The organism is Luteolibacter sp., assembly GCF_058122085.1.
Window position 1 is genome coordinate 1 of record NZ_JBIKBQ010000152.1, and the last position, 7,880, is coordinate 7,880.

At 63.9% G+C, this 7,880-nt stretch carries 8 protein-coding genes; 4 read left to right on the forward strand and 4 right to left on the reverse strand.

The features are described 5' to 3' along the window. A partial coding sequence (locus AC4DF4_RS17175) for a hypothetical protein (RefSeq protein WP_490049335.1) occupies window positions 1–330 on the reverse strand: 330 nt, incomplete at its 3' end. 250 nt (window positions 331–580) lie between these two features. Here AC4DF4_RS17175 and AC4DF4_RS17180 point away from each other — a divergent pair. From AC4DF4_RS17180 to pyrG, 3 genes are all read left to right on the forward strand, one after another. Continuing rightward, window positions 581–829 (forward strand): SBBP repeat-containing protein, encoded by a 249-nt coding sequence (locus tag AC4DF4_RS17180; protein ID WP_490049336.1) that lies wholly within the window; start codon window positions 581–583, stop codon window positions 827–829. A 137-nt stretch (window positions 830–966) separates the two neighbouring features. Further along, window positions 967–1,737, forward strand: a complete 771-nt coding sequence (gene kdsB, locus AC4DF4_RS17185) for a 3-deoxy-manno-octulosonate cytidylyltransferase (protein ID WP_490049337.1) — start codon at window positions 967–969, stop codon at window positions 1,735–1,737. After that, the gene (gene pyrG / locus AC4DF4_RS17190) at window positions 1,734–3,350 is read left to right on the forward strand and encodes a CTP synthase (protein WP_490049338.1); all 1,617 of its coding nucleotides are present in this window, start codon (window positions 1,734–1,736) and stop codon (window positions 3,348–3,350) included. The genes kdsB and pyrG overlap by 4 nt, the downstream gene beginning before the upstream one ends. A gap of 115 nt (window positions 3,351–3,465) precedes the next feature. Here the strand turns inward: pyrG and AC4DF4_RS17195 are convergent, their stop codons facing one another. Together AC4DF4_RS17195 and secG are read right to left on the reverse strand one after the other, a co-directional pair. Further along, window positions 3,466–4,752 carry a rhomboid family intramembrane serine protease gene (locus AC4DF4_RS17195; RefSeq protein WP_490049339.1) on the reverse strand — a complete coding sequence of 429 codons (1,287 nt, stop codon included), beginning with the start codon at window positions 4,750–4,752 and terminating at the stop codon, window positions 3,466–3,468. A 24-nt stretch (window positions 4,753–4,776) separates the two neighbouring features. After that, the gene (gene secG, locus AC4DF4_RS17200; RefSeq protein ID WP_490049340.1) at window positions 4,777–5,271 is read right to left on the reverse strand and encodes a preprotein translocase subunit SecG; all 495 of its coding nucleotides are present in this window, start codon (window positions 5,269–5,271) and stop codon (window positions 4,777–4,779) included. Between the two features lie 153 nt (window positions 5,272–5,424). Here secG and AC4DF4_RS17205 point away from each other — a divergent pair, with 153 nt between their 5' ends. Further along, window positions 5,425–6,546: a HupE/UreJ family protein gene (locus AC4DF4_RS17205; protein WP_490049341.1), complete on the forward strand. Its 1,122-nt coding sequence runs from the start codon at window positions 5,425–5,427 to the stop codon at window positions 6,544–6,546. A 10-nt stretch (window positions 6,547–6,556) separates the two neighbouring features. Here AC4DF4_RS17205 and AC4DF4_RS17210 read toward each other — a convergent pair. Then, the coding region (locus tag AC4DF4_RS17210; protein WP_490049342.1) for a PD-(D/E)XK nuclease family protein at window positions 6,557–7,880 on the reverse strand (1,324 nt) is incomplete at its 5' end.

Sequence of the window (7,880 nt, forward strand, 5' to 3'; positions counted from 1 at the left end):
CGAAGGTGGCTCGGTGGCCTTGATTTCCCAGGATTTCCAGACGCCGGTGAGGTGGGGGTTGGCGCTGTTTGCAGGAATGACGTCGGCCCGGGCAGTCACACTCTGGTCGGGTCCCGCGTTTTTCTGGAGGTCGCCAATGGCCAGCATCAATGCCAGACGGGCGTTGGCCTGCGCCATCGCCATGGCATTGCCCTGCGCCGACGCGCGCAGCGAAATGCTCGAAAGCGATAGCAGTCCCACCGCGATGACCGTCAACAAAATCATCAACGAGAGCGTGATGACCAGCGCGAAGCCCGTGAGCTGTGGGCGGACAAATGCGGGTTGTTTCATCTTATATTGATTGCTAGGAAATTACTTTTGGGGCGAAGGCCGTTGAAAGAGCGGGTGGCCGGACCGGAGGCGGGGAAAAAGGGGGTTGCGGGGGAAAAGAGGGATTTGGGTAGAGCTGAAATGCTGAAAACTGAAACTCTGAAAGGAAGAATGCTCCGCTGGACGCCGGAATCTGGCGGGATTTGGAGATTTTACGGCGGTTTTCATTCGGTGCGAGCGTATTTTTGCAGACCGCTTTGCCAAGATTTTTTTGTGGGCGGAAAGGGCGGGGGACATCACCGCCGACCAGGGCCGGGGCATTGCGGTCGATCCCAGCGGCAATACCCTGGTGACGGGCGTTTTCACGGGCAGGAACGCGAGCTTCGGCAGCACGCTGCTGGCCAGCGCCAGCCTCGACGATGTCTTCGTGGCCAAGCACGACTCTGGCGGAAAGGTGGCGGTGCCGCAAAACGGCAAGCGGCCTGCCATCGACAGCGGCGGTGTCTTCCCGCCTCGCTGAACGCCGCCTTTCCAAGAGCGGGACTCGCAAGAGGGGCAGAGTGAATCGTCTTCCGGAGCCCCGAGGAAATCTTTTTCCGAAACCGCTCTTGTCCGTGGGCTTGTCCGTGCCATACGCTCGCCCAGCCCGCGCCAAACGTGACCCAATCTCATACTCCCACCTACATTCTCGGCGTATTGCCGTCTCGTTGGGGCTCCACGCGCTTTCCCGGCAAACCGCTTCATCTCATCGCCGGAAAGCCTTTGATCCAGCATGTTTGGGAGCGCTGTCGGCAGTGTTCCGGGCTGGATGAAATCATCGTAGCCACCGACGACGAGCGGATCCGTGCCGCGGTGATCGCCTTCGGCGGCAAGGTCGCCATGACTTCGCCGGACCATCCCACCGGTACCGACCGGATCGCCGAGGCCGCGCAGGCCGTCCCGCAGGCGACCCACATCGTGAATATCCAGGGCGACGAGCCGCTCATCGACCCCGCGCTCATCGACGAGCTCGCCGCCGCGATGGCCGCCGACGCCTCGCTCGACATGGCCACCGCCGCCAACCCGCTCGATCCCTCCGACCCCGCCGTGCAGGACTCGAACGTGGTGAAAGTCGCCATCGCCCTCGATGGCCGCGCGCTTTATTTCTCCCGTTCGCCGCTGCCGTTTTTCCGCAACCCGGTCGATGGCCTGCCGGTGCTGCGCCACAAGGGAATCTACGCTTACAAGCGGAGTTTCCTCGAACGCTTCGTCACCTGGCCTCCCTCGCCCTTGGAAAAAGCCGAGTCGCTTGAACAACTCCGCGCCCTTGAAAACGGCGCTTCTATCAAAGTACTCATCACCTCCGACACCTCGCCCGGCGTTGATACCCCGGAGCAAGCCCGCGAAATCGAACGTCTTCTCACCACTGCCCATCCATCACTCTCATGAAATACATCTTTGTCACCGGCGGCGTCGTCTCCTCACTCGGCAAGGGGCTTGCAGCAGCTTCCATCGGCACCCTGCTAGAGCACCGCGGCCTGACCACGCTGATGCAGAAATTCGACCCCTATCTCAATGTCGATCCCGGCACCATGTCGCCCTTCCAGCACGGCGAGGTTTACGTCCTCGACGACGGCGCGGAGACCGACCTCGACCTCGGCCACTACGAGCGCTTCACCTCCGGCGTGCTCTCGCGGATGAACAACCTGACTTCCGGCCAGGTTTTCGACTCGGTCATCAAGAAGGAGCGCCGCGGCGAATATCTCGGCAAGACCGTCCAGTTCATCCCGCACGTCACCGATGAAATCAAACTGCGGATGCACCAGGTCACGGAGAACAATCCGCACACCGACGTGCTCATCACCGAGATCGGTGGCACCGTCGGCGACATGGAAGGCCTGTTATTCGTCGAGGCGCTGCGCCAGTTCGCGCTCGAAGTCGGCAAGGAAAACGTCTGCTTCATCCACGTCACGCTGCTGCCCTACATCAAGGCGGCCGGCGAGGTGAAGACCAAGCCGACCCAGCAGTCCGTCGCGAAACTCCGCGAGCTCGGCATCCAGCCGGACATCATCATCTGCCGCACCGAGGCCGACCTCGACGAGGACAACCGCAAGAAGATCGCCATGTTCTGCAACGTCGAGCGCAAGAACGTCGTCGCCTTCCGCGACGTGGCGCACACGATTTACGAATGCCCTCTCGACCTCCGCCGCGACAAGATCGACCGGCTGGTGGTTGACAAGTTAGGCCTCGGCCACACGCCGTCGCCGGCGCTCGAGGATTGGGAGAAATTCGTGCAGCGCGTCATCCATCCGAAGCACAAGGTCACCATCGCGGTGGCCGGCAAATACATCGAGCTGCAGGACGCGTATAAATCGATTTACGAATCGCTCATCCACGCCGGCGCGCATCACGACACCAAGGTGCAGATCGTCCGCGTGGAGGCGGAGGCCATCGAGGACCACGGCGCGAAGGCGGTCATCGGCGATGTCGATGGCATCCTCGTCCCCGGCGGTTTCGGTGACCGCGGCACCGAGGGGAAGATCCTCGCCGCCAAATACGCCCGCGAAAACAAGATCCCGTATTTCGGCATCTGCCTGGGCATGCAAATCGCCACCATTGAATACGCCCGCAACGTCTGCGGCTTGAAAGGCGCGAACTCCACCGAGTTCGACAAGACGACCAAGCACCCGGTCATCTGTTTGCAGGAAGAGCAAAAGGGTGTGGAAGACATGGGAGCGACGATGCGCCTCGGCTCTTCCGAATCCATCCTCTTCACCGGCACCAAGGCCGCCGATCTCTATGGAAACGTGGATCGCATCCACGAGCGCCATCGCCACCGGTATGAGTTCAACTCCGACTATCAGGACCGCCTGCAGGACGCCGGCCTGGTGATTTCCTCCGTCTCCGCGGAAGAAGGTCTGGTGGAAATCGTCGAGCTGCCGGAGCATCCGTTCTACATCGGCGCGCAGTTCCACCCCGAGTTCCAGTCCAAGCCGAACCACCCGCACCCGCTCTTCTCGGGTTTCGTCGCCGCCGCGCTCGAGCATTCTCAGAAGCACTGAGGCCCGCCATGTGAAGATCAGGGACGTCTCGCACAGGCGATTCTCCAGTGCACGCCGTCCGAGCCACCGGGCGCGGAAGGCTTGCGTGACTCGCGGTTGATAAATGGGAGGGTGTCTAGACCGCGGAAACCTGCCAGACGGCCAACAGCGCCGATGCGGTTAGGGCTGCAAGCGCCGCAGCTCCCGCGACGCGGTCGGTGATGGTGGAGTGTGGCCGGGCCGGCGATGAAGAGGCCGGGAAAACAATGGTGGCGTAAAGCATGCCCGCGACCAGTCCGCCGGCGTGGGCCGCGTTGTCGATGAAGCGGTAGCCGACCAGGCCGATCAGCGCGGTGAGCAGCACGCCTGCGGCGAGCCGAGGTCTCGCCCGGCGCGGGACCAGGCGCGCGTGGAGCGTCTCGAAGACTAGCAGAAAACCCAGCCAGCCCATCAGGCCGCCGGACGCGCCGACCGACGGAGCGGCCACGAAGCGCGCGGACGCCTCGCCGCCGACGCAGGCGGCGAACAGGAAAACCAGCGGCAGATGCGGCCAGCGCGCGGACACCTCCACGCGTTTTCCCAGATACGCCAGCGCCGCCGCGTTCATCAGGAAATGCACCACGTTGCCATGGAGAAAAGGCGCGGTGAAAAGCCTCCACCACTCGCCATGCAGGTAGCGTTCCTTCACCAGTCCGGCGGCGGATGTGCCGTCCCAGCTGTGAATCAACGAGCTCCAGCCCGCCGTCTTCAGCCCGCCAAGGATTTGCGCCACGGCCACCAGTGCGATCAGGCCGAGGAAGACTTTTGTCAGGGGCGCTTTCTGCCAGTCCAGCCATGTCTCGAAGCGGAGGGTGGGGACGACTTCGGCGATTCCCGCTTCCGTCCAGCCAGCCAGTTCCTTCCGCCGCTTCCGCGCCTGATACCACGGGATGAAGGCGAAAATCACAAACATCAGCAAGGCCAGCCCGCACGAGGTGGAGTCAAGCACCGCCCGCGCGGCGAATTTCAGGCGCTGGGAGAAATCGACGGTCGTGCCGGATTGCGCCGCGAGATTTCCCGCTAGAACCATGCCGCCGTAGAACACGTATGCGCTCAGGCCTAGCAGGATCATCCCGAACCAGCGGAGCCTGTGCGTCGCGTCGTCCAGATCATCGCGGGACCAGCGCGCGCGGGCGGTCCGCAAGGCGTCGGCCATGCCGCCGAGTTCTTCCGGCAGGATCATCCGCGCGTGGCCGGGAGCCCAGACGAGGGTCACGCTGGCGTCGCGGTCGTCGCGGATCGCGGCGGCGAGCGATTCCAGCGAATCGCAGGCGTGGGGCTTTTTCTTCGCGTCGATCCAGCCCCATCCATCAGGGGCTTCGGGAAATGCGTCTTCCCGCGCCCAGACCGGGACTTCGGGGTTTTCCAAGGTGGTTTCCTTCACGCCGTGAGAGCGTTAGGGACCGGCTTATTTGTCTGCCGGAGCTTCTGGCGCCGGCACCACCGGCGGAGCGGTTTCAGCCGGAGCTGCGGGGGCCGGAGTCGGTTCGGGAGCCGGAGCGGTTTCCGCAGGTGCCGGAGTCTCGGCAGGAAGTTCTTCGCTGAGTGATTTCGGAGCAAGCGCTTCGACGGGCTTCGCCGCTGGTGCTTCTTCCACCTTGGCTGCGGGCTCGGTTTTGGTCACCGTGCTGATGGTCTTGTTCTTCTGGCCGATCAAGACGGCGAGCGCGAGGCTCAGGATGAAAAACAGCGAGCCCAGGTAGACGGTGCCGCGTTGAAGCACGTTGGTGGTGCGGGCGCCGAAGACCTGATCGGTCACGCCGCCGCCGAATGCCGCGCCCAGGCCTTCCTGTTTCGGGCGTTGCATCAGAATGATTAGAGTCATCAGTAAGCAGACGATCACGAAGATCACCAGCAGCAGGTTGATGCTAATTGAGAGCCAATCGATTACAGCAAGATTCATGGGCGGCGGAATATGGGTGGTGCTTCCGGCCTTGTAAAGCGGCGAGTTGCCGGAATTTTCGGTATCTGCAACCCCCGTGAAATCAAGCTCCGGCGGTTCGTAGTGGCCAAATTCCCGACTTCCCCGTATGCGTAGCCGCATCTTTCCCGTCGCATGAATTTCGCCCGTTTATTCGCCTGCCTGCTGTTTCTTCTGGGTTCCTTGCCGGTGCTTCACGCGCACCAGGTGGCCACCGTGGAGCTCGAGTTTCAGAAGCTCGACGCCCAGTGGCGGCTGCTCGGCGAGATGGACATCGCCTACATGCTGCCCGAGACGCGCGGCGTGCCGGGCGGGCTGCCGCTGAGCCGCGCCGCGGTGCTGAAGTCCTCGCCGGCAGAGTTCGCGCGCATCCGCAAGGAGACGGACAACACCCTGCGAAAGCTCCTGCGTTTCACCTTCGCCGACAAGGATGTGGCGTGGCGGGTTGAGTTCCCGGATTTTGAAAAGGAGCCGTTCGACCTGCCGCCGGAAGCCGGGGACATCGCCCTGATCACCACGCGAATCGTCATCGATGCGCTTCCCGCAGCCGGGGAGTTGCGCGCGCACTGGTCGGGCGAGCAGGAGACGGAACTGATCATCCTCACCGAGGAGGGCGATGACGCGAAGGTCGTCAGCACCCTGCCCGGCGGAAATCTAATGCTCTTGAAACAGACGGATTCCGGGCAATCCGCGCCTGTCGAGAAGCCGCTCACCGGCGGCTGGGTGCAGTCGGGATTTCACCACGTCCTGCCGCTCGGGCTCGATCACATGCTCTTCATCCTCGGGCTTTTCCTGCTGCTGCCCAAGTGGAAGCCGCTGATGGGCCAGTCGCTTTTGTTCACGCTGGCGCACTCGATCACGCTGGCACTGGCGGTTTTCGGCGTCGTGCACGTCCCCGGAAAGCTGGTGGAAGTCCTCATCGCCGTCAGCATCGCCTGGGTCGGGATTGAAAACCTGCTGACCCGCAAGCTCGGCAGGCAGCGGCTGATCCTCGTCTTCTGCTTCGGCCTCCTGCACGGGCTTGGCTTTGCCAGCGTGCTCGCCGAGAAGCTCGGCGGCATCCCCCGCGACAAGCTCACCGGTCCGTTGTTAGGATTCAACGTCGGCGTCGAGCTCGCCCAGATCACCGTGCTGTGCGCCGCGTTCCTGGTGCTCTGGCCGCTGAGGAAATGGACGCGGCCCGTGCAGACCGCCGGCTCCGGCTTCGTCGCCCTCGCCGGGATCACGTGGGCTGTCGAGCGCTTGTGGTTTTCGTGAAATCCGGCGGTCAGCGAGCCGGGAACATGTCTTCAAACGCCCGGCCCGCGGCGAGGATTTCGTAGTCGTCGTAAGTGACTTTTTCCGCAGGCGGCCAGAAAATGCTGGCGGCGATCTGTCCCGCCACCCACTCGGCGCAGGCTTGCGCGGCTTCGAGGTCGGCCGTTTCGAAATCCGACCACTCGTGGATCGCGACGTTTGTCTCGGTGGAGCGCAGCATGAAATAACAGGGTGCTGGCATCGGATCCCCGCGCGCCACCAGCGCCGCCGCGTAGAGCGGGAGCTGCAGGTTGTGCCAGAGGAAATCCGCGGATTTGCCCTTGTCCTCGCCGGCATACACCGCCGGGCATTCCAGGCTCAGGTGGCGCGGGATCGTGCTGTTGGTATTGAGTTTTTTCCGGTGCGCCTTGTCCACGCCGTCCATTTTCCCCGTCTTGTAATCGAGCACCCGCAGCCGTCCGGTTTCCCGGTGGCGGTCGATCCGGTCGATCTTGGCGACGATCATCGCCCCGCCTGCGGGCAGCTCGAACTTGTGCTCCACGTCGATGACCTGCCAGCCGTCCGAGCGGGCGTCCGCCTGGACTCGCGACAGCCACAGCAGGCGGTTGCGAAGCGCCTCGGTCTGGATGCGGACGGCCAGCGGCACGCGCTTGCCGAACCACTCCGCGACCACCCGGTCGAGCTCGGCGGAAAGCCAGGCGTGAAGCGCTTCCGCTTTCTCGAATTCCCTCGCCTCGGTGTCGCGGCCCCAGCGTTCCAGGACCTCGTGCGCCACCGTGCCGAAGTCGCGGGCGTTCCACTCGCCCCGGCCCGCTTCCGAGCCCTGCATCTTCACGGCGTGTTTCAGGTAGTAGCGGAACGGACAGGTCAGGTAGTCGCCGATCGAGGAGGCGTTCAACCGCAGCGACGGCTCGACGACGCGCGGCGTCCACTGCCAGTCCGCGTGCCAGCGCAGGCCCGCTTCCGGCGGCTCGACCTCTTTGAAAAGCGTCTTCACCCGCTCCGGCAGCTCGTCCCGTTCGCCGGCTAACAACAGGCGCGACGGCAGCAGCGACTCGCCACCGGCTCCGGATTTCCCGCAGATCACATCCACCCGCCCGCCATCGCGGCGGGCCTCCAGCATCGCCTTGTATAAATAGGCGTCGCGCGCCGCGCGGTCCGCGTCTTTGGTCAGGCCGAGCATTTCCCGGCTCGCCTCGCTCAGCCACGGCTCGCCGCCGCTGCGGGCGGGGACCTTGCCGTCGTTCATCCCGCACAGCACGAGGTGGCGGCCCGGCTCGTGGAAAAGTTCCAGCCAGCCCTGCACGTCGATCACCCGTCCGGCCGGCGGCAGC